This window comes from Rhizobium sp. LC145 (assembly GCF_001005825.1).
Lineage (GTDB): Bacteria > Pseudomonadota > Alphaproteobacteria > Rhizobiales > Rhizobiaceae > Neorhizobium.
In genome coordinates, this window is record NZ_LBHV01000007.1 from 182,639 (window position 1) to 206,835 (window position 24,197).

At 62.0% G+C, this 24,197-nt stretch carries 28 protein-coding genes; 11 read left to right on the forward strand and 17 right to left on the reverse strand.

The window, feature by feature from the left end:
* The first annotated feature begins 113 nt into the window (after positions 1-113).
* The 3 genes from YH62_RS18940 to YH62_RS18950 all read left to right on the forward strand — a co-directional run bounded on the left by YH62_RS18940 (position 114) and on the right by YH62_RS18950 (position 2,864).
* On the forward strand, positions 114-635 hold the full coding sequence (locus tag YH62_RS18940; protein WP_046795816.1) for a MarR family transcriptional regulator: 522 nt from the start codon (positions 114-116) through the stop codon (positions 633-635).
* 78 nt (positions 636-713) lie between these two features.
* Positions 714-2,093, forward strand: coding sequence for a TIGR03808 family TAT-translocated repetitive protein (locus YH62_RS18945; protein WP_245282131.1), 1,380 nt, complete (start codon positions 714-716; stop codon positions 2,091-2,093).
* A 123-nt stretch (positions 2,094-2,216) separates the two neighbouring features.
* Positions 2,217-2,864 carry a glutathione S-transferase family protein gene (locus YH62_RS18950; RefSeq protein ID WP_046795817.1) on the forward strand — a complete coding sequence of 216 codons (648 nt, stop codon included), beginning with the start codon at positions 2,217-2,219 and terminating at the stop codon, positions 2,862-2,864.
* Between the two features lie 2 nt (positions 2,865-2,866).
* On the opposite strand, the gene YH62_RS18955 is transcribed toward YH62_RS18950, so the two are convergent.
* Entirely contained in the window at positions 2,867-3,760 is an 894-nt protein-coding gene (locus YH62_RS18955) for a LysR substrate-binding domain-containing protein (protein WP_046795818.1), read from the reverse strand.
* Between the two features lie 102 nt (positions 3,761-3,862).
* On the opposite strand from YH62_RS18955, the gene YH62_RS18960 reads away from it, so the two are divergent.
* Positions 3,863-4,060 carry a hypothetical protein gene (locus tag YH62_RS18960; protein WP_046795819.1) on the forward strand — a complete coding sequence of 66 codons (198 nt, stop codon included), beginning with the start codon at positions 3,863-3,865 and terminating at the stop codon, positions 4,058-4,060.
* A gap of 7 nt (positions 4,061-4,067) precedes the next feature.
* Here the strand turns inward: YH62_RS18960 and YH62_RS18965 are convergent, their stop codons facing one another.
* Together YH62_RS18965 and YH62_RS18970 are read right to left on the reverse strand one after the other, a co-directional pair.
* Entirely contained in the window at positions 4,068-4,691 is a 624-nt protein-coding gene (locus YH62_RS18965; RefSeq protein ID WP_046795820.1) for a glutathione S-transferase family protein, read from the reverse strand.
* An 81-nt stretch (positions 4,692-4,772) separates the two neighbouring features.
* Positions 4,773-5,129, reverse strand: a complete 357-nt coding sequence (locus YH62_RS18970; protein WP_046795821.1) for a hypothetical protein — start codon at positions 5,127-5,129, stop codon at positions 4,773-4,775.
* A gap of 135 nt (positions 5,130-5,264) precedes the next feature.
* On the opposite strand from YH62_RS18970, the gene YH62_RS18975 reads away from it, so the two are divergent.
* Positions 5,265-6,020, forward strand: a complete 756-nt coding sequence (locus tag YH62_RS18975) for a DeoR/GlpR family DNA-binding transcription regulator (RefSeq protein ID WP_046795822.1) — start codon at positions 5,265-5,267, stop codon at positions 6,018-6,020.
* On the opposite strand, the gene YH62_RS18980 is transcribed toward YH62_RS18975, so the two are convergent.
* The gene (locus YH62_RS18980; RefSeq protein ID WP_046795823.1) at positions 6,017-7,024 is read right to left on the reverse strand and encodes an asparaginase; all 1,008 of its coding nucleotides are present in this window, start codon (positions 7,022-7,024) and stop codon (positions 6,017-6,019) included. The two genes, YH62_RS18975 and YH62_RS18980, sit on opposite strands and share 4 nt — an antisense overlap.
* 72 nt (positions 7,025-7,096) lie before the next feature.
* On the opposite strand from YH62_RS18980, the gene YH62_RS18985 reads away from it, so the two are divergent.
* Complete coding sequence (locus YH62_RS18985; RefSeq protein WP_046795824.1) at positions 7,097-7,834, forward strand: DUF3750 domain-containing protein; 738 nt, start codon at positions 7,097-7,099, stop codon at positions 7,832-7,834.
* A 9-nt stretch (positions 7,835-7,843) separates the two neighbouring features.
* Positions 7,844-8,281 carry a YdeI/OmpD-associated family protein gene (locus YH62_RS18990; RefSeq protein ID WP_046795825.1) on the forward strand — a complete coding sequence of 146 codons (438 nt, stop codon included), beginning with the start codon at positions 7,844-7,846 and terminating at the stop codon, positions 8,279-8,281.
* A gap of 281 nt (positions 8,282-8,562) precedes the next feature.
* On the opposite strand, the gene YH62_RS18995 is transcribed toward YH62_RS18990, so the two are convergent.
* From YH62_RS18995 to YH62_RS19015, 5 genes are all read right to left on the reverse strand, one after another.
* The gene (locus YH62_RS18995; protein WP_046795826.1) at positions 8,563-8,844 is read right to left on the reverse strand and encodes an XRE family transcriptional regulator; all 282 of its coding nucleotides are present in this window, start codon (positions 8,842-8,844) and stop codon (positions 8,563-8,565) included.
* Positions 8,844-9,167 (reverse strand): type II toxin-antitoxin system RelE/ParE family toxin, encoded by a 324-nt coding sequence (locus tag YH62_RS19000; RefSeq protein WP_046795827.1) that lies wholly within the window; start codon positions 9,165-9,167, stop codon positions 8,844-8,846. Before YH62_RS19000 ends, YH62_RS18995 begins: the two co-directional genes overlap by 1 nt.
* Positions 9,168-9,207: 40 nt before the next feature.
* Positions 9,208-10,212, reverse strand: a complete 1,005-nt coding sequence (locus tag YH62_RS19005; protein WP_046795828.1) for an NAD(P)H-quinone oxidoreductase — start codon at positions 10,210-10,212, stop codon at positions 9,208-9,210.
* A gap of 77 nt (positions 10,213-10,289) precedes the next feature.
* Complete coding sequence (locus YH62_RS19010) at positions 10,290-12,092, reverse strand: GGDEF domain-containing protein (protein ID WP_046795829.1); 1,803 nt, start codon at positions 12,090-12,092, stop codon at positions 10,290-10,292.
* 139 nt (positions 12,093-12,231) lie between these two features.
* Positions 12,232-12,792, reverse strand: a complete 561-nt coding sequence (locus YH62_RS19015) for an HdeD family acid-resistance protein (RefSeq protein ID WP_046795830.1) — start codon at positions 12,790-12,792, stop codon at positions 12,232-12,234.
* Between the two features lie 181 nt (positions 12,793-12,973).
* Here YH62_RS19015 and betC point away from each other — a divergent pair, with 181 nt between their 5' ends.
* From betC to betA, 3 genes are all read left to right on the forward strand, one after another.
* A complete protein-coding gene (gene betC, locus YH62_RS19020; protein ID WP_046795831.1) occupies positions 12,974-14,497 on the forward strand; it encodes a choline-sulfatase in 1,524 nt (507 codons plus the stop codon).
* A gap of 1 nt (position 14,498) precedes the next feature.
* Positions 14,499-15,962 (forward strand): betaine-aldehyde dehydrogenase, encoded by a 1,464-nt coding sequence (gene betB, locus YH62_RS19025; protein ID WP_046795832.1) that lies wholly within the window; start codon positions 14,499-14,501, stop codon positions 15,960-15,962.
* 160 nt (positions 15,963-16,122) lie between these two features.
* Positions 16,123-17,772 (forward strand): choline dehydrogenase, encoded by a 1,650-nt coding sequence (gene betA / locus YH62_RS19030; RefSeq protein ID WP_046795833.1) that lies wholly within the window; start codon positions 16,123-16,125, stop codon positions 17,770-17,772.
* Here betA and YH62_RS19035 read toward each other — a convergent pair whose 3' ends face one another.
* From YH62_RS19035 to YH62_RS19070, 8 genes are all read right to left on the reverse strand, one after another.
* Positions 17,773-18,144, reverse strand: coding sequence for a type II toxin-antitoxin system VapC family toxin (locus YH62_RS19035; protein ID WP_046795834.1), 372 nt, complete (start codon positions 18,142-18,144; stop codon positions 17,773-17,775).
* Positions 18,138-18,353, reverse strand: a complete 216-nt coding sequence (locus YH62_RS19040; protein ID WP_046795835.1) for a CopG family transcriptional regulator — start codon at positions 18,351-18,353, stop codon at positions 18,138-18,140. The genes YH62_RS19035 and YH62_RS19040 overlap by 7 nt, the downstream gene beginning before the upstream one ends.
* Before the next feature lie 62 nt (positions 18,354-18,415).
* Positions 18,416-18,886 carry a DUF6644 family protein gene (locus YH62_RS19045; RefSeq protein WP_046795836.1) on the reverse strand — a complete coding sequence of 157 codons (471 nt, stop codon included), beginning with the start codon at positions 18,884-18,886 and terminating at the stop codon, positions 18,416-18,418.
* A gap of 11 nt (positions 18,887-18,897) precedes the next feature.
* Positions 18,898-19,281, reverse strand: a complete 384-nt coding sequence (locus YH62_RS19050; RefSeq protein ID WP_046795837.1) for a DUF6152 family protein — start codon at positions 19,279-19,281, stop codon at positions 18,898-18,900.
* A gap of 86 nt (positions 19,282-19,367) precedes the next feature.
* Positions 19,368-20,405, reverse strand: coding sequence for a sulfate/molybdate ABC transporter ATP-binding protein (locus YH62_RS19055; RefSeq protein WP_046795838.1), 1,038 nt, complete (start codon positions 20,403-20,405; stop codon positions 19,368-19,370).
* 15 nt (positions 20,406-20,420) lie between these two features.
* Positions 20,421-21,308, reverse strand: coding sequence for a sulfate ABC transporter permease subunit CysW (gene cysW / locus YH62_RS19060; protein ID WP_156176978.1), 888 nt, complete (start codon positions 21,306-21,308; stop codon positions 20,421-20,423).
* Complete coding sequence (gene cysT / locus YH62_RS19065) at positions 21,301-22,164, reverse strand: sulfate ABC transporter permease subunit CysT (RefSeq protein WP_046795840.1); 864 nt, start codon at positions 22,162-22,164, stop codon at positions 21,301-21,303. Before cysT ends, cysW begins: the two co-directional genes overlap by 8 nt.
* Before the next feature lie 13 nt (positions 22,165-22,177).
* On the reverse strand, positions 22,178-23,203 hold the full coding sequence (locus tag YH62_RS19070) for a sulfate ABC transporter substrate-binding protein (RefSeq protein ID WP_046795841.1): 1,026 nt from the start codon (positions 23,201-23,203) through the stop codon (positions 22,178-22,180).
* Positions 23,204-23,523: 320 nt separating this feature from the next.
* Here YH62_RS19070 and YH62_RS19075 point away from each other — a divergent pair, with 320 nt between their 5' ends.
* Positions 23,524-24,180 carry a class I SAM-dependent methyltransferase gene (locus tag YH62_RS19075; protein ID WP_046796060.1) on the forward strand — a complete coding sequence of 219 codons (657 nt, stop codon included), beginning with the start codon at positions 23,524-23,526 and terminating at the stop codon, positions 24,178-24,180.
* Positions 24,181-24,197 lie beyond the last annotated feature (17 nt).

A 24,197-nucleotide genomic window follows, 5' to 3' on the forward strand; every position in this document is an offset into this window, starting at 1 on the left:
CCGGAAGTGAGAGCGCAATTCATGTGCCTTAAGCATATAACTGTCAATAACAAATGTTTGGCACGCGCAACAACTTGTCTTGATCGGTCGGCGCGCTTTGCTATGGTCGCTCCATGAACAAGAGCCTGACGAAACGAGAGAAAACCGAGACCGGCAAAGCGGAAGAGATCGCCCGCATCGGCGATACGCTGACGCGTATGCGACTGCTGATCCGCCGCCGCATCATCGGCCGCATCGCCATCGCCAATACCGTGCCGGGGCTCGATGTCTCGCACCTCGACGTGCTCGACGTGATGAAGCGGATCGACAAGGCCGGCGGCGAGGCGACCGTCGGGGCGATCGCGGAGGCCATGCGCATCGACCCCTCGCGCGGCAGCCGCATGGTGGCGGAGCTGGTTGCGCGCGGCGTCGTCCGCCGCACGGCTTCCCAAGCGGATGGGCGGCGGTCGCTGATCGAGCGGACCGAACTCGGGGAGCGCCTGATCAGCGAAGTGCGCGCCGTCAAGCAATCGCTGCTGATGGACGTGCTCGAGGATTGGCCGGCCGAGGATGTCGAAGCCTTTTCCGTGCTCTTCGAGAAATTTGTCACCCGTTTCGAAGCCGTTCACCCGACAGGCGACCGATCGGAGAGCTAGAAGCTTGGGCGAAATTCGACAAGACGACTTGGGCGCAAACTGTGCCTCTTGATTTAACTGACATCCTGCGGAGAGAACATGGCGGGGGACATGCTTTCGAGACGCTCGGCACTGGCCTTGATGGCCGGCGGGGTTGCGGCAGGCGCGGTTCCAAGCCGGCTGCACGCCGCGTCGTCCGGTCTTTCCATGACCGATCTCAGAGGTTCCATCGATGCGCGGGAGCATGGCGTGACGCCGGGCGGAGGGGAACAGAGCCGCAAGCTTGGAGAACTCCTCGCCAAGGCCGCGCGCGAAAGAGTGCCTCTCTTCCTGCCGCCGGGCGATTACGAAGTCTCCAATATCGACCTGCCGGATGGGGCCCGCATTATCGGCGTGGCGGGCGCTTCGCGCATCGTCCATTCCGGCGGCGGATATCTCTTCCGCGCCAATAATGCCTCACGGATCGAGTTCTCCAATATCGTGATCGACGGCGGAAACCAGCCGCTCGGTGAAGAGACAGGCGCGCTCATCCATATGCGCGGCGTGAGGCAAGTCCTTCTCGGCAATTGCGAGATTGCGGGCTCCCGGAAGAGCGGTATCCAGCTCGAAGCCTGCGGCGGAAGGATCGAGAACTGCAGCATTTCAGGTGCGGCCGAATACGGGCTCTATGCGGTGGAGAGCAGCGGGCTTTCGATCGCAGGCAACACGGTTTTCGATTGCGGCAATGGCGGCATCCTCGTTCATCGCCGAACCAAGGGCGTGGACGGCACCATGGTTTCCGGCAATCGGCTCTTCCGCATCGGCGCGACTTATGGCGGCACCGGACAATACGGCAATGCGATCAACATCTACCGCGCCGACAATGTGATGGTGAGCGGCAACCATGTCTCGGACGCCGCCTTTTCGGCGATCCGGGCCAATGCCGCCTCCAATGTGCAGATCGCCAACAATCAGTGCTTCGGCTCGGGCGAAACGGCGATCTATTCGGAATTCGGCTTCGAGGGCGCGCTGGTGACCGGCAATCTCGTTGATGGCGCGGCAAACGGCATTTCGGTCGTCAACTTCAACGAGGGCGGGCGGCTTGCGATCATCTCGGGCAATCTTATCCGCAACATCTCGGCTTCCGGACCCTATATCCACGACAGCGTGGGTTTCGGCATAGGCATCAGCGCCGAGGCCGATACGGCGGTCACCGCCAATGTCATCGAGAACGTGCCGAAATGGGGAATGCTGGTCGGCTGGGGACCTTTTCTGCGCAACCTTGCCGTAACCGGCAATATCGTGCGCCGCGCAAGGGTCGGCTGCGCCGTCTCGGTAGCGGACGGCGCCGGCAAGGCGCTGATCACCGGCAATCTGTTCGACGAGGTGCTGGACGGCGCGGTGATCGGCTACCGCTGGCACGATGCCGCCACGCGCGAGCTTGCAGCCGGCCCCTCGGGCTTCAGTCATCTGACGATCGAGGGAAACCGGACCGGGTAGAGCACACCCGTAGAAGAAGCAAATCCCATCAAGACAAATCATCAATTCTCAACGCGGATTGATCTTCCGTTCGGCCGCCCGCGGCAATAGCGTGCGCCCGAAGCTTTTCCACGGAGGGAATCAATGCTGACGATCTATGGGGTCTATCGCTCGCGCGCCACGCGGCCGCTCTGGCTTGTGGAGGAACTGGGCATTCCGTTCAGGCATGCGCCGGTGATCCAGGCCTATCGCCTGCCGGACCCGATGGCGCCGGGTGCGCCGGTCAACACGCTGTCGCCGGAATTCCGGTCGGTCAACCCGATGACGATGATCCCTTCCATGGATGACGGCGGCTTCGTACTGCACGAGTCGCTGGCGATCAGCCTCTATCTCGCGAAGAAATACGGCGGCGAGTTCGGGCCGAACTCCATCGAGGAAGAGGCGCTGATGATCCAATGGTCGCTGTTTGCCGCCACGGGCATCGAAACCAATGCCCTGAAGATACAATCCTCAGCGCCGGATACCGAACAGGGCAAGGCCGATATCGAGGTCTGCGCCCGCGGTTTGAAAAGGCCTCTCGACGCATTGGAAGAGCATCTGAAGGTCGGCGGTTATATGGTCGGCGGCCGCTTCACGGTCGCGGACATCAATGTCACGGAGATCGTGCGCTATGCGCAGGGTTATGCACCGCTCTTCGAAACCCGCCCCGCCCTGAAGGCATGGCTCGAAAAATGCCAGGCCCGGCCGGCCTTCAAGGCAATGTGGGAAAAGCGCCTCGCCGAGCCCGCCTGATTTCACGCGCCGGAGATTTCCGGCGCAAGCTCCGCGTGAAGCCAATCGCGGAAAGCCCTCACCTTCGCCGGCAGGCGCGCGCCGGCGCGGGTGACGAAATAGTGTCCCATGCCGGTGCGGGCCTCTATCGCGAAAGGCTTCACCAGCCTGCCCTGCTCCAGCGCATAGGCCGCCAGCGTGTGCCAGGCGAGCATCACCCCCTGCCCCGCGACCGTGGCGTCGAGGCAGAGCGAGGCATCGTTGAAGACGTGACGCGTCTCCATCCGCCTGCCCGAAAGCCCGGCCTCGCGAAGCCAGGTCTCCCAGGTGAACATGGAGGGACCATCGATGATGGCCGGCAGTTTCAGGATATCGGCCGGCTCCTTCAATCCTTCCGCCAACGCCGGCGTGCAGACCGGAAAAATCCGCTGTTCCCGCAACAGCTCCGCATCGACCCCAGGCCAGGTCCCCGTGCCGACACGGATGGCGAGGTCGATATCGTCCGTCCCGAGATCGGCAAGCCTGGTGGTCGCATCCATGCGCAGGCGAATGCCCGGGTGGAGCGCCGAGAACCGATCAAGACGGTGAACGAGAAAGCGGGCGGCGAAGACCGGTGCAACGGAAATGGTGAGCAAGGTATCATCCCGCCGCCTGCCGATCGCCACCGCCTCCGAGAGGGAGCGAAACCCCTCCGTCAACCGAGCGAGCATCGGGCGGGCGGCTTCGGTCGGCTGCATGCCCTTGGGCAGACGCTGGAATACGAGCTGGCCGAGCTGCGCCTCCGCCTTGATGACCTGCTGGCTGACGGCGCCGATCGAAACGCCGAGCTCTTCGGCCGCCGCATGCAGCGAGCCGAGGCGACCGACCACCTCCAGTGCCCGAAGGCCGTTCAGATGCACGAGGTTCAGGTTGTTCATATAGATTTTCTACAATGAACTCCTGAACAACTCAATTGAACCTTTCGCCCGCCAAGCGCATTCTATCCTCGCAAATACCGAGAGATTTGCGAGGTGACCGATATGGAACCGCTGAAGATTTTCTGGAGCCTGAGAGAATGGCTGCACGCTGCCGAGGATCGGGCTGAAGAAGACCGTGAAGACCCCTTCCAGGATCCCGACATCCAGGCGATGAACAGCTTGGAACTGGCTGACCTGCCCTTCCCGAGCATTTATCACGCCGACCTGGACTTAGGGGCGCCGCCCCGGAAATGCGCCTGAGTCTCGCTCAGGCGACCTGATGTTCCGCGAGGGTGCGCTGCACGGCGGGGCGCTCCTTCATGCGCCGGTAATGATCGGCGACACGCGGAAATTCGGCGATATCGACGCCCGCTCCAGCCAGCCAATCGGACATGGTGAAGAGATAGGCGTCGGCGACCGTGTAGTTCTCGCCCATGACCCAGGGGCCAGCGAAATATTCGTTCTCGATCAGCGTGAAGCAATCGCGCAGGTTCTTCGGCATCTTCGCCGCCATGTCATCGAAGGATTCCTGCTTGTCCGCCCAGCGATAGCCGCGCCTGCGATGCGCATAAGCGACATGCACGGTCGAGGAAATATAGGTGTTGAAGGCCTGCATACTGCCGAAGGCGAAAGGATCGTCGAGCGGCGCGAGCTTCGCCTCGGGTGCTGCCTGCGCGATGAAGGCGAGGATGGCGACGTTTTCCGTCAGCACGCCCTTTTCCGTTGCCAGCGCCGGAACGCGCCCCTTCGGGTTGATCCTCAGATATTCGGCGGACTGCTGCTCGTTTTCGGCGAACTTCACGCGCCGCAGTTCATAAGGCAGTCCGGATTCGGCAAGCGCGATGGCGCTCGCCAGCGAACAGGAATTCGGCGAAAAGAACAGCGTGTACATTGGGCATCCTCCGTTTGAGGATGCCCTTTCTATCACGGCTTTGGCCTGCCGGAAGCATCAAAAGACACATCAAAAGACGCATCAAAAGACACCGGGCACGTCCTCCAGCCGGTACCAGACCGGGATGCCGCGCTCGGTGGCGATGCGGACGTCGTTATCGGCCCCCTTGGATTCACCCGGCAGGCGGAGCACGCCTTCGCAAAGCTGAAGCAGGCGCCCGGCGACAGGGTGAAAAATCTCATTGTAGAGATCATCCCCCACTTCGACGCCACCCGCCGCATGCCAAACCGGCAGCGCGACCCATTCTCCGATCATCGGCACATGGCCGGCCTTAAACAGCGCGTAGGACGGCGCCTCCAGCCGCTTCAGGTTTTCGGCCATCTTCTTCGGGTCATCCCCCGTGCCCGAACGATAGGGTCCAGCAATCAAGATCAGCATCTTCGTTTCTCCAAACCAATCTGCGCTCATGGCAGAACTGCACGAATTTGCCTGAAATCCTTTACACTCGGCATAGTTTCAGGCATATTCATGCTTATTCATGCTTATTCATGCAGTTTCGTGCAGAGTCAAGATATGCTGACCAGTCAACGCAAAGACCTCATTCTCGACATGCTGCGCCGCGAGGGCCAGGTCGTCGCAAAGCGGGCCGCGGAAGAATTCTCGCTCTCCGAGGACACGATCCGGCGGGACCTGAGGGAGATGGCCGCCGATGGCCTGCTTCGGCGCGTCCATGGCGGGGCGATGCCCATATCGCCGGACCTGCCGGATCTCTCCGCACGGCGGGTGATTTCGTCGGAGGTCAAACGGAAGCTTGGCGCGGCGGCCGCGGGCATGGTGAAACCCGGCCAGTTGATCTTTCTCGACGGCGGAACGTCGACGGCAGAAATCGCCCGTGCGCTACCCCGCAGCTTCGCCTTCACGGTGGCGACCCACAGCCCGACGATCGCTGCCGAACTCGAACATCATCCGACGGCTGAGGTTATTTTGATCGGCGGGCGTCTCTACAAACATTCCATGGTGGCTGTCGGGGCGATGCCCATCAGCCAGATTTCCCTGATCCGGCCGGATATCTTCTTCCTGGGCGCCACCGCCATCCATCCCTCGCGCGGGCTTTCCACCGGCGATCTGGAGGAAGCGGCAGTCAAACGCCACATCGCCTCGCGCACCGCCGAGACTTTCGTGCTGGTGACGGACGAAAAGCTGGACGCCTCCTCACCCTGCACGATCATGCCGATTTCCGATCTGGCAGGCATGATCGTCCAAAGCGGGTTGGGCGAAGAGCGTCTGGCGCCTTATCGTGCCCTCGAACTTGAAATCATCGAAGCCTAAGCAAACAGCGCGTCGGTGACACGAACATCGCCGACATGGATGCCGTTCCAGTTCTTCATCGAGCGGTTGGCCATGCCCAGAAGCTTCTGCTGAGCCTCGTCGCCCTTCTCGAAATAGCGGGCGATCAGCGCGAAGATCATGGCTTCCGCGGCGCGCGTGGTGCCGTCCTCGCATTTGACGGCCATGGCGAGGCCCTGTTCGGGAAGAGCCGCGACGAAGACGCCCTCGGCGCCGGTCTTGGCGAAGATTTTTCCGGGCGCGACCTCCATCAGCCTGGTGCAGGCCCGCTTGGTGCCGGCGACGTAGAAGGGCTCGGCCATGCAGGCCTCCATCAGCCGTCGGGAGGCCTTCGCCCGCTCCGGGCCAAGGCCCCGCCCCGTCAGCATCTTCGCAAAACCGTGGGCCAGCCCCTTCAGCGGAACCGCATAGGTGGGAATGGAGCAGCCGTCCGTGCCGCAATTGTCCCGACCGAGGACCGCGCCCGTCAGATCTTCCATGACGCCGCGGATTTCCGCCTGCAGCGGATGCTCGTAGCCGACATAGCCCTTCACCTCGATCCCGGAATGGACGCAGGTGCAGACGAAACCGGAATGCTTGCCGGAGCAATTGTTGTGAAGCGCGGTGGGTCTTTCGAGCGTGCGGGCCTGATGGATGAGCGTCTCCTGATCCGAGGACCAATGCGCCCCGCATTCGAGCGCGGCGACATCCCTGCCGGCGCGGGCAAGCATGGCGGAAGCCGTGGCGACGTGTTCGTCTTCCCCGGAATGCGAGGAGCAGGCAAGCGCAAGCTCTTTGTTGCCGAAGCCATAGGCATCCGCCGCACCGCTTTCGATGAGCGGCAGCGCCTGCATGGCCTTGCAGGCGGAACGGGGAAAGACGCCCGCTTCCGCCTCCCCGAAGGAGAAGACCACCTTGCCGTCGCCATCCACCACCACGCCAAGCCCGCGGTGGCGGCTTTCGACGGCATTGCCTCTGGTCACTTCTACGGTAACGGGGTTTTGCATGGTCCGGTCCTGAAATTGCTGCTTTCTTTTCTCCATAGAACAACCGGACGGGACTTGCACGGGGCGTATCGCATGAAATCAGTCAAGCGGCTGTTTCTCACCATCTTCATCATCTACCTGCTGCCGACCTTCGCCTCCGCCGGCTGGTGGGCCATGCAGGACAGGCCTGCGCGCTGGAGCGAGGCGCGATGGTCCTCGGCCGGCATCCTGCCCGAGGCTTCGGCCAGCGAGGACGCGGCGATCTACATATTTTCCGCCGCCACCGGCGGGCTGAAGGGCGCGGTCGCGAGCCATGCCTGGATCGTGACCAAGGAAAAGGGAGCCGCGAGTTACACCCGCTACGACAAGGTGGGATGGGGATCTCCGATCCGCCGCAACCACCGGCCGGCGGACGCCTATTGGTACTCCAACCAACCGCAGCTCGTCGCTTCCGTGACGGGCGCGCAAGCGGAACTGCTGATCCCGAAAATCGAGGGCGCGATCGCCGCCTATCCCTATGCCGAGCCGGGCGGCTACACGATCTGGCCGGGTCCGAATTCCAATACCTTCGTCGCCCATGTGCTGCGCACGGTGCCGGAACTCGGCGCGGTGCTTCCGCCGCACGCGGTCGGACGCGACTACCTGCCCGACGGGGACTTCGTGCATATCGACAATGATTGGCGCGATCTGCACGTGACCATGTACGGGCTTCTCGGCTTTTCCGCCGGTCTGCGCAGCGGCTTTGAGGTACATTTCCTCGGCCTCGTGGCCGGGCTGGACTTTGCCAATCCCGGCATAAAGATACCGGCTCTCGGACGCATCGGCATTTGAGGTCTCGACATGCGCAAGAGCTTCACCACCGTTCTTGGGCGTGACGGCCCAGGCTTCTTCATCATCCTGCCGTTCGATCCCAAGCCGGTCTTCGGCAAGGTGCGCGCGCCGGTGAAGGTGACGATCAACGGCTATACCTATCGCAGCACGATATCGGCCATGGGCGGAATGTTCTGCCTGCCTTTACGCAAGAGCCATCGCGAGGCGGCGGGCGTCAAGGGCGAGAAAGAGCTTCATGTGACGCTCGAGCTTGATCAGGAAGAACGCACGGTCGAGCCGCCGGTCGAGCTGATGGAGGCGCTTCAGCTTGCGGAATGCCAGGATGCCTGGCAGCGCCTGAGCTATACGCAGCGCCGGGAGGACGCAGAAGCCGTTGCCGAGGCGAAACGGCCCGAGACGCGCGTGCGGCGGATCGAAAAGATCATTGAGAGAATGAAGCCGGCGTGATCCGGGAAAAGGAAAAGGGCCGCGCGAGGCGACCCTTCCATGAGTTTCGGTCCGGTTGAACGAACCCGGGCCGTTTTACAAACGTCCCGAAGGAGGATGGGGTTTAGAGCGAGGATTGCCCCGCCGAAACCTTCACCTTTCCACTGTCCGTTACGCAAACCGTAATCTCACTAGACATTGGATCACCTCCTTTCGTTACGTTGATGATGAGATTAAGTTAGGGACGCATATCCGAGTCTGCAAGGCACGAAATATGAACAAACGCGCGATTAAGTTACCGGTTAGGCGGCATCGGCGATGTTCAGGCGCACGGAAAGTCCGGCTTTGGCCGCCAGCTCCACCAAGGCATCCAGGCTGAAATTGGTAATCCGCCCACGCAGCAAATCATTCAAACGAGGCTGAGTGACACCGAGCCGACGGGCGGCCTCGGCCTGGGTCACACCCCAGCTTCGAACCTTTTGCTCCACCGCGATCAAGAGTGCTGAACGCATCGACATGTTGGCAGCCTCTGCGGGCGTATCTTCGAGCGCATCCCAGACGTTTTCAAAGCTTTGACGTTCCATCATCTCGCTCCATCAATCTGCCGCAGCCGTAAGGCGGCGATATCCAGATCTCTCTTGGCAGTCTGCTGCGTCTTCTTCTGGAAGGCATGCAGCACGTAAATCGCATCCTCGATCCTGGCGACATAGACCACACGGAAAGCTCCCGCTTCGTCCCGAATACGGATTTCCCGCACGCCCGGACCGATCGTCGACATCGGCTTCCAATCGCTCGGATCAAGGCCGAGCTGAATCTTGTGCAACTGGACGCCGGCCTGCTTGCGTGCGTCTTCCGGGAAGCCACGCAACCGCTCCAAGGCATCTCCCATAAATTCCAGAGACTTCATAAGCGCCGCACTTTATATCAAAATCGATATACAAACAAGATTATCGAGAGAACTGCAACACGATCTTGCCGACATGCGTGCTCGTCTCCATCAGCCGGTGGGCCTCCACGACCTGGTCGAAGGGGAGAACCGTGTGGATGACCGGGGCTACTCTGCCTTCTTCCAAAATAGGCCAGACTTCCGATAGCAGATCATCGCGGATGGCGCGCTTTTCCTCCGCCGTGCGGGGGCGCATGGTCGAGCCCGTCACGGTCAGGCGCTTGACCATGATCGGCGTGAGGTTCGCCTTTTCCACCGTCGGCCCGCCGAGGAAGGCGATGATCGACAGGCAACCGTCCTTCGCAAGCACGCTCAAATTCTTCTCGAAATAGGCGCCGCCGATCATGTCCAGCACCACATCCACGCCCTTGCCGCCGGTCACCTCCTTGATGACGGCGGCGAAATCTTCTGTCCTGTAGTTGATGCCGCGCGCAGCGCCGAGCTTTTCGCAGGCCGCGCACTTCTCCTCAGAGCCCGCCGTCGCATAGACCGTCGCGCCGAAAGCCCTGGCAAGCTGGATCGCCGTCGTGCCGATGCCACTCGTGCCGCCATGGATAAGCACGCTTTCGCCTTCCGTCAGCGCAGCCATCTGGAAGAGGTTTGCCCATACGGTGAAGAAGGTTTCCGGCAGCGCGGCGGCCCTAACCGCATCATAGCCCTTCGGCCATGGGAGAGCCTGGCCCTCCGGAACTGCGCAATACTCGGCGTAAGCGCCGCCATTGGCGAGCGCGCAGACCTTGTCGCCCGGCTTGAAACCGTTCACCCCTTCGCCGAGCGCGACCACCTCGCCGGCGATTTCGAGGCCGAGAATGGGGCTCGCATCCTTAGGCGGCGGATAGGTGCCCTGCCGCTGCGCCACATCCGGCCGGTTGATGCCCGCCGCCTCGACCCTGACCAGGATTTCGCCGGGCCGCGGCCTGGGAACCGGCCCGGTGGCGACGGTCATGACGTCCGGCACTCCGAAGGACGGCAGATCGATGAAACGCATTTCGGCGGGAAGCGGCATGGGGGGCTCCTTTCGGTGACACCCCTCAACCTAGGCCACCCACGGAAGGATAAAAAGACGGCCTTCCGGCAGGCGGGTCAATTTGTCTCGCCGAAGGTGGCGAAGATCAGCCCGCTCTCGCTCGCCTTGGCCTGCGCCTTCACGGCCGCGATCTTCGCGCCGATCCGGCCGACATCGTCGAGCAGGAGGCCCTGGGGCAGTTCCAGTATGCCCATGGAACAGCGCAGCAGCGGGAAGTCGCGCTCCGCGCCCGACCGATCATGGCCGCGGATCTTGCCGGCCGCCCGCTCCTCCGGCGAATAGAGCTCGGCGACATCGGTGTGGAAGTCGCTGAGCAGCCGTTCCAGGATTTCGGTGAGTTCGTCCCGCGTCCAGTCGCGCACGCCGATGAAGAAATCGTCGCCGCCGACATGTCCCAGGAAATCGCCTTCGGAGAAGAAATAACGCTTCATCAGCGCGGCGAAGAGCGTGATCGCATGATCGCCCACGTGAAAACCGTAATGATCGTTGAACGGTTTGAAATTGTCGAAGTCGCAATAACAAAAGAACCTCGTCTCCTCGTCGTCGCGGCCTGCTTCCTGCATGAAATCGCGGATGGCGCGATTGCCCGGCAGGCCGGTCAACGGGTTCTGGTCCTGGGCGATCTTCAACTGCTTTTCGTTGATGACCTTGATGAGCGAAGCGGCGGAGACCACGCCGGCATAACGCATGTTTTCCGTCAGGATCACGCAGGCGCTGTTTTCCATGCTGGCGAACAGGCTCATCAGCTCCTCGGCATCGGCATCCAGCCCCATGATCGGTGCCGGATCGACGAAATGCGAGATGGTGCGCTCGTAGACCTTGTTCTTCAGAAGGTCGCGGCCGAAGGGCTGATAGATATATTCCTTCAGGTGATATTCGTTGATGACGCCGCGCGGCTCGCCATTGGCGTTCAAGACCGGAAAGAACGCCTGGCGCGGGTTCTTCCGGAAGAGTTCGAACACCTTGTCGATGCTCTCGTTTTCGTAGACGCTCGGCAAATTCTCGATCTGGCGGCGGATGAGGATCTCATCGAGCGACTGGCTGGAGCGCAAACGGCCGATATCGGCCAGGTGGGGAAAGGCAGGCTGCAGTTCGGCCGGAAAGGTCGTCGGCCGGGCGATGAAATAGCCCTGCACCAGATCGACGCCATATTCCCGGCAGGCCACGAATTCCTGCTCGGTCTCGATGCCTTCGGCGATCACCCTTATGCCGAGCACGTGGGCAATGCTGACGATGTTCTTGACGAGATGCCGCTTGCGGGGGCTCCTGTCGATACCGGCGATGAAGTGCCGGTCGATCTTGAGATAGTCCACCGGGTAATCGCACAGGAGCTTCATCTCCCCGTGGCCGACGCCGAAATCGTCGATCGCGAGCTTGAAGCCCGCCTTGCGCATATGCGTCACCAGATTGGCGAATTCCGGAACACTGGTGTTGTCGAAGCGCTCGGAGAACTCGAAGCAGACCGAGGATGGCGGTATCGCCGACTTCCGGAGGCTCTGCAGCAGCTTGTCGATGAAATACTCGCCGTGGCGGATGAGCCGGACATCGAGATTGAGAAAGAGTGTCGCGGAGGAGAAATCCGGCAGCGCGGCGAACTTGGCAAGCGCCCGGTTCGCCAGCATCTGCTCGAGCGGGAGAAGCTGGCCGGCATCCTGCGCCTGGTCGAGCAAATCGAGCGGCGAGGAAAAACCTATCCGCTCATGCCCGCGCAGCAGCGATTCATAGCCGAAGACCGAACCCGTACCCATTTCGACGATCGGCTGGAAGGCGTTTTCCAGAACCAGCTTCGCGAGCGTGACGAGCTGATCATTGGCATAACGCCTCAGAACACCCGGCTCGAGGATTGCGGCGGACGACATAACTACTCCACGCGGTACGCAAGACACGGGCGCGAAGCTCACAGCAATTCGTCAAAAATCTCTTTCCCTTCAGTGATATTTCCATGAAGGTTTGATGACGTAGGCGAGTTCCTCCGCCTCGCTCAACCAGAGCTATCGGTCAGGCTTCCTTAGCGCGGGCCGCCAGCGCCAGCGCTATCAGCGCCCAACCCTGCATGATGAGGTCGACTGCCAGGAAGAGACCGAGAACCCAAAGGCTGTTCACCGGCCAGCCAAGCGCGATCACCAGGCCGGCGATCACCGTGACGATGCCCGCGGCGATGACCCAGCCGGCGCCCTTCATCGGCCGCATTCGGTAGCCGATCCAGATGCGGAAGCCACCGGCGACGATCATGGCGACGGCCATGAAGAAGGTGAATACCACGGCCGTCAGCGCGGGGTTCCAGAAGGCGAGCAGGCCGGCGATCGTATAAAGCAGGCCGCTCAGACCCCAGTAAAGCCAGTCCCGCCAGCCGCCCTTCGATTGGAAGGCGTGGAGGAACTGCGCGGCGCCGCCGATCAGCATCATCATGCCGATGTAGAAGACGGAAGCCACCGTCGCCACGAAGAGATTGGCGAAGGCGATGATCCCGAACACCAGAAGGAGAATTCCAAGAGCGAGAAACCAGCCCCACTTGTCGCGCACCGTGCCGACGGACGGCGTATCCAGACCCAAAGTCATGACAAACTCCTTTTCCCCAGGGGCTTCCAAGCCCATGCAGAGTATCTGGAGCCGGCACGACAGACGTCAACGGCGCGCTTTTGCGACAGGATGGTTCGCAAACTTCGCTTGATCGACATCGAAATCGAAAATAACTCAGTCTCGAAGCCGTAATCCGCTCTCGCAGGAAACCGATTCCGCCATGGCCAAGCCGAACATCCTCATCATCATGGTCGATCAGCTCAACGGGAAACTTTTCCCGGACGGGCCTGCGGACTGGCTGCATGCCCCGCACATGAAGGCGCTGGCGGCACGATCGGCACGGTTTTCCAACAACTACACGTCCTCGCCGCTCTGCGCGCCGGCCCGCGCCTCCTTCATGGCCGGTCAACTGCCGAGCCGGACGCGCGTCTACGACAATGCGGCCGAATATGTCTCGTCGATCCCGACCTATGCGCATCATCTGCGCCGCGCGGGCTATTACACCGCACTTTCCGGCAAGATGCATTTCGTGGGGCCGGACCAGCTCCACGGCTTCGAGGAGCGGCTGACGACCGATATCTATCCGGCGGATTTCGGCTGGACGCCGGATTACCGGAAGCCCGGCGAGCGGATCGACTGGTGGTATCACAATCTGGGTTCAGTGACGGGCGCAGGCGTGGCCGAAATCACCAACCAGATGGAATATGACGACGAGGTCGCCTTCCTCGCCAACCAGAAGCTCTACCAGCTTTCGCGCGAGAACGACGACGAGAACCGCCGGCCATGGTGTCTCACCGTCTCCTTCACTCACCCGCACGATCCTTACGTGGCGCGCCGGAAGTTCTGGGACCTCTACGAGGACTGCGAACACCTCCTGCCGGAAGTCGGTGAAATCCCGCTGGAGAACCAGAATCCGCATTCTCAGCGGATCATCTTTTCCTGCGACTACAAGAATTTCGACGTGACGGAGGAGGACATCCGCCGCTCGCGCCGGGCCTATTTCGCCAACATCTCCTATCTCGACGAGAAGGTGGGCGAGCTCGTCGATACGCTGACGCGCACGCGGATGCTGGAGGATACCTTCATCCTGTTCTGCTCCGACCACGGCGACATGCTGGGCGAGCGCGGCCTGTGGTTCAAAATGAACTTCTTCGAGGGCTCGGCTCGCGTGCCGCTGATGATCGCCGGGCCCGGCATTGCGCCGGCCCTGCACATGGCACCCGTTTCTAACCTCGACGTGACGCCGACACTCTGCGACCTCGCAGGCATTTCCATGGAGGAGATCGAGCCCTGGACGGACGGCGAGAGCCTGAAGCCCGTAATGAACGGCCAGGTCCGCACGAGCCCGGTGCTGATGGAATATGCGGCCGAAGCCTCTTACGCGCCGCTCGTTTGCATTCGCGAGGGCAAATGGAAATACATCCATTGCGAACTGGACCCCGAACAGCTTTTCGATCTTGAGGCCGATCCGAAGGAGCTCACGAACCTTGCCGGCGATTCGGCCTTTGCCGATATCCTGGAAGGGTTCAGGAAAAAGCGCCTCGCCAAATGGGATATGGCGGGTTTCGATGCCGCAGTGCGTGAAAGCCAGGCGCGCCGCTGGGTGGTCTACGAAGCGCTCAGGAACGGCGCCTATTACCCCTGGGATCACCAGCCTCTGCAAAAGGCTTCCGAGCGCTATATGCGCAACCACATGAACCTCGACAATCTCGAGGAATCGAAGCGTTATCCGAGAGGCGAATGAGATGAAAGCCCAGCCCATCGCCAGCCATTTCATCGACGGCGAATATATCGAGGACACGGACGGCACCGTCATCGAAAGCCTCTATCCCGCCACCGGAGAGGTGATCGCGCGCCTGCATGCGGCAACGCCGGCGATCATCGAAAAGGCGATCGCCGCGGCGAAACGCGCCCAGCCGGAATGGGCAGCGATAAGCCCCACGGCGCGCGGCCGCATCCTTAAACGTGCCGCCGAAATCATGCGCGAGCGCAACCGCGAGCTTTCAGAACTTGAGACACTCGACACCGGCAAGCCGATCCAGGAGACGATCATTGCCGACCCCACCTCGGGTGCGGACAGTTTCGAATTCTTCGGGGGCGTGATCGCCGCCGGCATGAACGGCAGCTATATCCCGCTCGGCGGCGATTTTGCCTATACCAAGCGCGTGCCGCTCGGCGTCTGCGTCGGCATCGGCGCCTGGAACTATCCGCAGCAGATCGCCTGCTGGAAAGGTGCACCGGCGCTCGCGGCCGGCAATGCCATGGTCTTCAAGCCGTCGGAAAACACGCCGCTGGGTGCGCTGAAGATCGCCGAAATCCTGATCGAGGCCGGCCTGCCGAAGGGGCTCTTCAACGTGATCCAGGGTGACCGGAACACAGGACCCCTGCTCGTCAACCATCCGGACGTGGCGAAAGTTTCGCTGACGGGCTCGGTGCCGACCGGCCGCAAGGTGGCGGCGGCGGCGGCCGGCAGCCTCAAGCATGTGACGATGGAGCTCGGCGGAAAATCGCCGCTGATCGTCTTCGACGATGCCGATCTCGATTCTGCGATCGGCGGCGCCATGCTCGGCAATTTCTATTCCACCGGCCAGGTCTGCTCCAACGGCACACGCGTCTTCGTGAGCCGCAAAGTGAAGGATCAGTTCCTCTCGCGCCTCAAGGAGCGGACGGAAAAGATCACCATCGGCGACCCTATGGACGAGGCGACGCAGCTCGGGCCGATGGTTTCCTTCGACCAGCGCCAGAAGGTCTTGAGCTATATCGACAAGGGCAAGGCCGAGGGTGCGACGCTGATCACCGGCGGCGGCATTCCGAACCATGTGACCGGCGAAGGCTATTACGTGCAGCCGACCGTGTTCGCGGATGTGACGGACGACATGGTGATCGCCCGCGAGGAAATCTTCGGGCCGGTGATGTGCGTGCTCGATTTCGACGACGAGGCTGAGGTGATCGCCCGCGCCAACGCGACCGAATTCGGCCTTTCGGCCGGCGTCTTCACCGCCGATCTTTCGCGAGGGCATCGCGTCGTGGATCAGCTGCAGGCCGGGACGCTCTGGATCAACACCTACAATCTCTGCCCGGTGGAAATCCCCTTCGGCGGCTCGAAGCAATCCGGCTTCGGGCGGGAAAACTCGCTTGCGGCGCTGGAGCATTATTCGGAGCTGAAGACGGTCTATGTGGGCATGGGCAAGGTCGACGCGCCGTATTGATCACCTCCCCCTTGAGGGGGGAGGTCGCAGCGAAGCTGCGGGTGGGGGTGACCTGCGGCTGCATTCAAAGTTCACCCCACCCCGGCACTTCGTGCCGACCCTCCCCCTCAAGGGGAGGGTGAGAGACTGCCGTACCGCTCGCTAATTTGAAGGTTCGTTCATGCAGGCAGATTTCGTCATCATCGGTTCAGGGTCGGCGGGCTCCGCCATGGCCTATCGCCTGTCGGAAGACGGCAAGCATTCGGTGATCGTCATCGAGGCCGGCGGATCGGATTTCGGGCCGTTCATCCAGATGCCCGGCGCGCTTGCCTGGCCGATGAGCATGAAGCGCTACAACTGGGGTTATCTTTCCGAGCCCGAACCGAACCTCAACAACCGCCGCATCACCGCACCGCGCGGCAAGGTGATCGGCGGCTCGTCGTCCATCAACGGCCTCGTCTATGTCCGCGGCCATGCGGAGGACTATAACCGTTGGGAAAAACTCGGCGCGGTCGGCTGGGCCTATGCCGACGTGCTGCCCTACTTCAAGCGGATGGAGCATAGCCACGGCGGCGAGGAAGGCTGGCGCGGCACGGACGGACCGCTGCATGTGAGGCGCGGGCCGGTGAAGAACCCGCTCTTCCACGCCTTCATCCAGGCCGGCAGCCAAGCTGGTTTCGAGATGACCGAGGATTACAACGGCTCGAAGCAGGAAGGCTTCGGGCTGATGGAGCAGACCATCTATCACGGCCGGCGCTGGTCCGCCGCCAATGCCTATCTGAAACCGGCTTTGAAGCGACCGAACGTCGATCTCGTCTACGGCTTCGCCAACCGGATCGTCATCGAGAACGGCCGGGCCGTCGGCGTCGAGATCGAGCGGCGCGGGCGTCCCGAGGTCATCCGCGTCAACCGCGAGGTGATCGTTTCGGCCTCCGCATTCAACTCTCCGAAGCTCTTGATGCTTTCGGGCATTGGCCCGGCCGCGCATCTCAAGGACATGGGCATAGAGGTGAAGGCCGATCGGCCGGGTGTGGGCGCCAACCTGCAGGATCATATGGAATTCTACTTTCAGCAGGTCTCCACCAAGCCGGTCTCGCTCTATTCCTGGCTCCCCTGGTTCTGGCAGGGCGTGGCGGGCGCGCAATGGCTGCTTTCAAAGGGCGGGCTCGGCGCTTCCAACCAGTTCGAGGCCTGCGCCTTCCTGCGCTCCCAAGCCGGGCTGAAACAGCCGGACATCCAGTATCATTTCCTGCCGGTGGCGATTTCCTACGACGGCAAGGCCGCCGCGAAGAGCCACGGCTTCCAGGCGCATGTGGGCTATAACCTGTCGAAATCCCGCGGCTCTGTGACGTTGCGCTCGCCCGACCCGAAGGCCGATCCGGTGCTGCGTTTCAACTACATGAGCCATCCGGAGGACTGGGAGAAATTCCGCCATTGCGTGCGGCTGACCCGCGAGATCTTCAGCCAGAAGGCGTTCGATCAATATCGCGGGCCGGAAATCCAGCCGGGCGAAAAGGTGCAGTCGGACGAGGAGATCGATGCCTTCCTGCGCGAGCACCTGGAAAGCGCCTATCACCCCTGCGGCACCTGCCGCATGGGCCGCGCCGACGACCCACAAGCCGTGGTCGATCCCGAATGCCGGGTGATCGGGGTGGAGGGCTTGCGCGTCGCCGACAGTTCGATCTTCCCCCACGTGACCTACGGCAATCTCAACGGCCCCTCGATCATGACCGGCGAAAAGGCTTCCGACCACATTCTCGGCAGGCAGCCCCTACCCCGCAGCAACCAGGAGCCCTGGGTCAATCCAAGAGCGGCGGTGAGCGATCGGTGATCAGTGATGTAGCATGTAAGGAATGCGAATACCTGGGAGGTCGGCCGGAAAATCCCTGGTGTTTCGCGTAACGAGCAGCATGGAATGAACGTCAGCACTTGCCCAGATGATCGCATCCGGCAGCTTCACCTTGTATCGTTGACGAAGGAGTACGGCGCGCTCGGCAACGGCTTCATCGATGGTTATGATGTGAAAGCTGTCGAGAAAGTCACGGGTTGCCGATGCCACTTCGGGCTTGGCACCGATCAGTACCTCCATCCAAGTGATGATACTGATGCACCTGTGATCGTATCGTGCAAGTTCTTCGCGCGCTTCAGGAATGGCATTCAGATAATCGATAACGATATTCGTGTCGAAGAGGGCCTTCACCATTCACCACGAATCTCTTCCTGAAATTTCAGGCCGTCGATTCCGCCCTCTCCCCAGAGCCCGAAAGCCTCAGCTTGCTTTTCCTTGGCGTTTCGCCGGAGGTAATCGCGAACCGCCGCGCGAATAAGGGACGCGCGCGACACGTTTTCTTCCCTTGCCAGACGGTCGAGTGCCTCAAGATCAGCTTCACCAATATCAATCAACGTTCGCATTGATAGGACTCCGATACATGATATCGGCAATGTATATCATACTCCTTTCTGCACATCCAGCTTCACAAAAAACCGATCCATCGGCCCGCTATTACCGCGCTGATCCAGATGAGGATCGAAAGCGTGGCAGAGACGCGCAAAGCGGCTGTCGGTGCGCCGCCCACAAGCAATCCGCGCCAGGCGGCCCCGAAGTGGACGACCGCCACGTTCAAGATCCCGAGGGCAATGAGGCCGAGCTTCGCCAGAAAGGCCGGGTTCTGGGCGTATTCCGTCGGCCGCACGCTGAAGAGACAGAGGCCGGTGACGATGGCCAGAACCACGCCGGCGCCGGCAAGCCGCGAGAGATAGGGCGCGACCGCCTGCAGGACGGCCGCAGGCATCAGGCCGAGCAGAGCCAGATCGAGCGCCAGGATCGAGCCGAACAGCACGCCGATCGACAGGATATGCGCGGCATTGACCAATAGATAGGCGGTCGATGAGGCGATGAGCGCCCGGGCAAGCGGGGTTTCGGCAAGCGGAGCCAGCCACTCCATGGGGGCCGGCCTCAGTTCGTCTGGATGCGTTCGGGATACATGTCGAAATTCTTGCCGTTGACGGTGATGCGCACGGCCTTCATCAGCCTTTCGTTCTCATCCTTCGAACGATTGCCGAGAACGGTGATGCGGTCGCCCGCCTTGGCCGAACCTTCCTGGAAGCCTGAACGCTCGGTCTGGCGCGGATTGCCGAGATCGATCTGCCAGACGACGCCTTCCGAATCCACCCGCAGCGAGGGATGGGGCGGGGCGAAGGAAATAGACTGGATCGTGCCTTCCAGCGTGGTCTGCTCGCCTTCCGCCCAGGCCCAGCCATGGTGGGCGGCCGCGGTACCGGCAAGAACCGCGGCAACGGCGGCTCCGGCAAGGATGCTGGCGATCGATACGCGGGTCATGGCGGTTCTCCCTCTATCACGATGCAATGACGCCAAGATGTGGAGCGAAGCCGCCAAGACCATAGGCTTCACCTAATCTTGAAGACCTATTTGAAGAACACTTTCCAGCGTGTCGGACGGAAGCGCAGCTCGCTGCCGAGCGCCACCGGCGCATGCAGCGGCACTTCCACCTCGACGTGATAGGGCGCGTGCCCCTCGTTGGCGATGTCGATCTCGGCGATCCGCGTGCCGGCAAGGCGGCGGCAGGCGGTAACCTTGCCGAACAGCGCATCCGGAGCGTCGACCAGCACCACATCCTCCGGTCGGAAGAAGAGATCGCCCTCCCCTTCCTGGGATTCCAGAATGCCGACCGGCTGGCCCTGGAACAGTACGGTCCCGGACTTGACCTCGATGGGAAGCTGCGAGGATTCGCCGATAAAGGAGAAGACGAAGGGCGAACCCGGCCGGTCGTAGACATCGTCGGCCGAGCCCACCTGCTCTATTTTGCCCTGGCTCATGACCACGACGCGGTCGGCAAGCTCCAGCGCCTCCTCCTGATCGTGGGTCACGAAGACGGTGGTATGGCCGGTGCGGTCGTGGAATTCGCGAAGCCAGCGGCGCAGCTCCTTGCGCACCTTGGCGTCCAGAGCGCCGAAGGGCTCGTCGAGCAGCAGGATGCGCGGCTCGATCGCCATGGCGCGGGCGAGCGCCACGCGCTGGCGCTGGCCGCCCGAAAGCTGGTTCGGATAGCGCTTCTCCAGACCGGAAAGCTGCACCATCTCCAGCAGTTCGGAGACGCGGCGGCGGATTTCCGTCCTGGCCGGACGATTGCCCGAAGGCCGCACCTTCAGCCCGAAGCCGATATTTTCCGCAACCGTCATGTGGCGGAAGAGCGCGTAGTGCTGGAAAACGAACCCGACATTGCGCTCCTGCACCGTGCGATGGGAGGCGTCCTCCTCGCCGAAGAAGATCTGGCCGGCGGTCGGAAAATCAAGGCCGGCGATCAGGCGCAGAAGCGTCGTCTTGCCCGATCCCGAGGGGCCGAGCAGCGCGATCAGCTCGCCCGAGGCGATCTTCAGCGACACGTCGTTCAGCGCCGGAAAACGTTCGAATTCCTTGCGGATATTGCTGATGGTAACTTCCATCGAGACTTACACCTTTCAATGCCTGCCGCCGGCATTGCCGGCACCGAACCGAAGTTCGAGAAGAGTTTTGAGAGCGAGGGTGACCAGCGCAAGCAGCGCAAGCAGCGAGGCCACCGCGAAAGCCGCAACGAAGCTGTACTCATTATAGAGTATCTCCACATGCAGCGGCATGGTGTTGGTGAGGCCGCGGATATGGCCGGAGACGACCGATACGGCGCCGAATTCGCCCATGGCGCGGGCGTTGCAGAGCAGCACGCCGTAAAGCAGGCCCCACTTGATGTTCGGCAGCGTCACGTACCGGAAGGTCTGCCAGCCGGAAGCGCCGAGCGAGAGCGCCGCCTCCTCGTCTCCGGTGCCCTGATCCTCCATGAGCGGAATGAGCTCGCGCGCCACGAAGGGGAAAGTGACGAAGACGGTGGCGAGCACGATGCCCGGCACGGCGAACAGGATCTCGATGCCGTGGCTCTTCAGCCAGGGACCGAGCACGCTCTGGGAGCCGAACAGCAGCACATAGACGAGGCCGGAAATGACCGGCGAGACCGAGAACGGCAGGTCGATCAGCGTGATGAGGAAGGACTTGCCCTTGAACTCGAACTTGGCGATCGCCCAGGAGGCGGCAAGGCCGAAGACGAGGTTGAGCGGCACGGCGATCGCCGCAACGAGCAGCGTCAGGCGGATCGCCGAAACGGCGTCCGGCTCGACCAGCGCCGCAACATATTCCTCCCAGCCGTTGCGGAAGGCTTCCACGAAGACCGCGACCAGCGGCAGGAAGAGAAAGAAGGCGAGGAACAGCAACCCGACCAGGATCAGCGCCAGCTTGGCGAGCGGGCGCTCGTCGGCGGGGCTGCGAAACGCGGATGGCTTGCCGAGATAGGCTTCGGCGGAGCGGACGTCTTCAACCATGACCATACCTCCTGCGGCTCCAGGCCTGAACCAGATTGATGAAGAAGAGCATCGCGAATGAGATCAGCAGCATGATCGTGGCGACGGCGGTCGCGCCGGCATAGTTGAACTCCTCCAGCCGGATGACGATGAGGAGCGGCGCGATCTCCGAAACGTAAGGGATATTGCCGGCGATGAAGATCACCGAGCCGTATTCCCCGACCCCACGGGCGAAGGCGAGCGCGAAACCGGTCAGGATCGCCGGGGTGAGCCCCGGCAGGATGACCTTGAAGACGGTCTGGAAACGGTTGGCGCCAAGCGTGGCAGCCGCCTCTTCCACTTCCCGGTCGATCTCTTCCATCACCGGCTGGACGGTGCGCACCACGAAGGGCAGGCCGATGAAGATGAGGGCCACGACGATCCCGAGCGGCGTGAAGGCGATCCTCAGGCCGAAGGGCATGAAGAGCGAGCCGATCCAGCCGTTCGGCGCATAGAGGGCGGCGAGCGCTATGCCGGCCACCGCCGTCGGCAGCGCGAAGGGCAGGTCGACCATGGCATCGATCAGCCGGCGGCCGGGAAAATCATAGCGGGTGAGGACCCAGGCCACGATGACGCCGAAGACGACATTGACGAGCGCCGCCACGAAGGCCGTTCCGAAGGATATATAAAGTGCATCCTGCGTGCGGCGGTCGGCCAGGACCGCGAGAAAGCCTTCCCAGCCGAGCCCGGCGGTGCGCCAAAGCAGGCCGGCGATGGGAATGAGAATGATCAGCGACAGGTAGGCGAGCGAAAAGCCGAGCGTCACCCCGAAACCCGGGATGATGCTCGGCCGTTTCAATCGCCACCGCACCGGATGGGCGGCAGCGGTATCGGTCATATGGACATCTCTATCAGTTAGCGGGCTTGTAGATCTGGTCGAAAATGCCGCCATCGCCGAAATGCTCGGGCTGCGCCTTCTTCCAACCGCCGAAGATCGGATCGTCGATGGTGACGAGCTTGACGTTCGGCAGAGCCTTCAGGAGCTCACCATCGACCACTTCCGGCTTGGACGGGCGATAGAAGTGCTTGGCCGCGATATTCTGGCCCTCGTCCGAATAGAGATACTGGAGATAGGCCTCGGCGACCTTGCGGGTACCCTTGGCGTCCACATTGGCATCCACGACCGCGACCGGCGGCTCCGCGAGGATGGAGATCGGCGGCACGACGATATCGAACGCATCCTTGCCGAATTCCTCGCCGGCGAGATAGGCCTCGTTTTCCCAGGCGAGCAGCACGTCGCCGATCTGGCGCTGGGCGAAGGTGACGGTCGAGCCGCGGGCGCCGCTGTCGAGCACCGGAGCGCGCTTGAAGAGCTCGGTGATATAGGCCTTGATCTTGTCCTGATCGCCCTTGTACTCCTCGTTCGCCCAGGCCCAGGCGGCGAGATAGTTCCAGCGGGCGCCTCCCGAGGTCTTCGGGTTCGGCGTGACGATCTGCACGTCGTCCTTCACCAGGTCGCCCCAGTTATGGATCCCCTTCGGGTTGCCCTTGCGGACGAGGAAGACGATTGTGGACGTATAGGGCGAGGAATTATTCGGCAGGCGAGAGCGCCAGTCGGCATTGATCTTGCCGCCGTTCTCCGCGATGGCGTTGATATCGCTTTCCAGCGCCAGCGTCACGACATCGGCTTCCAGGCCGTCGATGACGGAGCGAGCCTGCTTGCCGGAGCCGCCGTGGGACTGCTGGACGGTGACGTCCTCGCCTGTCTCCGCCTTCCAATGCGCGGCGAAGGCCGCGTTGAACTCCTTGTAGAGCTCTCGGGTCGGATCATAGGAGACGTTGAGGAGCTGTGACTGGGCATAGGCCGGTGTGAAAATCCCGACCGTCAGCGACAGGCCGAGTGCGATCGCGCCCAATCCGTTCATGAATTTGAACATGGCGGTTCCCTCCATTGGTTACTGCCTAAAGACTATCGGGTTAGTCGAGTTGGTCAATTCGCCAGCGAGAGAAGGCAAAACTGTTTCCCTTCGGCGGGTCCGTGCAGCAATGAAACGGTCGGCGGCGGACAGCCCGGCAGAATGACAGCGTCGGGATAACCCGTCCCGGCGAAAACACAATCCCGCCACAATTGACGATCCGACAGGCAAAATCGCCCTGCCTCATCATTACGACAGCGGAAACCGTAGTCATGAAACGGTTGCAGGAGGAAATCGATAATACCATATGCAAGTTGCTGCAGATACGATGGAGGACGATCTTGGCCAGCATCCGCAACACCGCCGAACACCAGCGAGAGGTCTACAAGCGATGGGCCCCGATCTATGACCGCGTCTACCGGCGCTTTCTCCGCGACGCACACCGGACGGTTGCCACGCTCGCATCGGCGGCGGGACAAGATATCCTCGAAGTGGGCGTCGGCACCGGTCTCGTGCTGCCGCACTATTCCAAACAAAGCCGCGTCACCGGCATCGATCTTTCCGAAGACATGATCGCCAAGGCGCGGGAGAAGGTCTCCCGCGACGGGCTGGCCCATGTCCAGGCGCTGCGTGTGATGAACGCGCATCGGCTCGATTTCCCGGATCATTCCTTCGACGCCGTCTGCCTGCCCTTCGTCATCACGCTCATTCCCGAGCCCGAGCGAACGCTCGACGAATGCGCCCGCGTGCTGCGGCCGGGCGGCGAGATCATCATCGCCAGCAAGCTCGGCCACGGGCGCGGCGTGCAGGGCGCGATCGAGGAGATGGTCGCGCCGCTCGTCCACCGGGTCGGCTGGAGTTCATCCTTCCGCATTGCGCGGATTGCGGGCTGGGCGGAACGGCGCGGCGATTTCGAGGTGCTGGAAATCCGCCCGGTATTTCCAAATGGCTTCTTCAAGGTGATGCGGCTGAAGCAGCGGCAGGCTGCACTGGCCTGATGCGGCGACGACGACAC